The sequence below is a fragment of the Acinetobacter brisouii genome, assembly GCF_008993995.1.
Taxonomy (GTDB): domain Bacteria; phylum Pseudomonadota; class Gammaproteobacteria; order Pseudomonadales; family Moraxellaceae; genus Acinetobacter; species Acinetobacter brisouii_A.
In genome coordinates this window covers 1-1,310 of the sequence record NZ_BKNN01000155.1, presented here as the reverse complement: position 1 = coordinate 1,310, position 1,310 = coordinate 1, and the positions used below count along the sequence as shown (strand labels likewise).

The window sequence follows — 1,310 nt, the reverse complement described above, 5'->3', positions numbered from 1 at the left end:
GTGAACCGTACCGGGTTTGTCGGAGACTTTTTTATTTAAGTTAGGCCACCTGACCTAACGGGTTAATCTTATCATAGTACATTGCTTCAAACTCAAAAGGCGATACATAACCCAGTGCACTGTGTACACGCTTTTTATTGAACCAATCTACCCAGTTTAGTGTCGCAAGTTGTACATCTGCTAAACCTTGCCAATCTGCTTTTAAATATTCAATCACCTCTGTTTTGTATAAGCCATTCACCGTTTCAGCCAAAGCATTATCGTATGAATCACCAGTTGTACCGACTGATGCTCGTAAATTTGCTGCTTCTAAACGATTGGTATAGCGAATGGAAAGATATTGCACACCTCTGTCGGAATGATGAATCACATTCTTTGGCATACCTCGATCATGCAATGCTTGCTCCAATGCATCGAGCACCATATCTGTATTCATTCGTGTAGATACTTTCCAGCCAACAATTGCTCGCGAGAACACATCAATAATAAATGCAGTGTAGACCCAGCCAGAATTGGTTTGAATATACGTAAAGTCACTGACCCATAATTGGTCAGGTCGATCAGCACTAAAATTCCGTTTCACTAAATCATCTGCTCGTTTTTGATCATCTCGGCTGCGGGTAGTTTGTTTGTTCTTACCACGCCAAACACCTTGTATATCTAGCTTCTGCATCAATCGAGCAACTGTACAACGTGCAATAACATAGCCTTCACGTTTCAATTTTTGCCAGACTTTACGTACACCATATCGACCTGAACTTTCTTTCCAAATACGTTTGATTTGTTCTGCATGATGTAAATCATGCTGAGCACGTTTCGCTCGATGTTCTGGGTTATCAACGAGATCTAAAGCCCGATAATAGGTCGAAGCTGCAATCGGTAAAATTCTACAAATCGCTTCAACACCATATCGATCTTTATTGTTATGGATAAAATCCACCATTATTTGTGTGGGCGGTCGAGCTCCGCCTGGGCGAAAAAAGCGGCTGCTTTGCGTAGAATTTCATTGGCACGCTTTAATTCTTTAATTTCACGTTCCATTTGCTTCATTTTTTCTTGGTCAGATATCTGTTGTACTTTGGCAGGATTTAGTTGATCCATATGCTTTAAATACCAAACACGCAATGTTTCAGGAGTACAACCGATTTTAGGAGCAATAGCTGTGATTGCTGCCCAAGTAGAAGGATAATCTTTTTCAGATTCAATTAGTAATTGAACCGCTCTTTCTCTAATTTCGGGGGTATAGTTTGGTTTTTTCATCGGAATAGTCTCTCAGAATATTGAGTCTCCGACAAACCCGGTACGGTTCA

1 protein-coding gene and 1 other annotated feature are annotated in these 1,310 nt (G+C 40.6%); the gene reads right to left on the bottom strand.

The window, feature by feature from the left end:
• Positions 1-40: 40 nt before the first annotated feature.
• A protein-coding gene (locus tag GBN19_RS15385) for an IS3 family transposase (protein ID WP_125269079.1) occupies positions 41-1,260 on the bottom strand; the annotation gives its coding sequence in 2 pieces (ribosomal slippage) (positions 41-984 and positions 984-1,260; 1,221 coding nt in all).
• Positions 869-985: a sequence feature (AL1L pseudoknot), on the bottom strand. It overlaps the preceding gene by 117 nt.
• Positions 1,261-1,310: the final 50 nt, after the last annotated feature.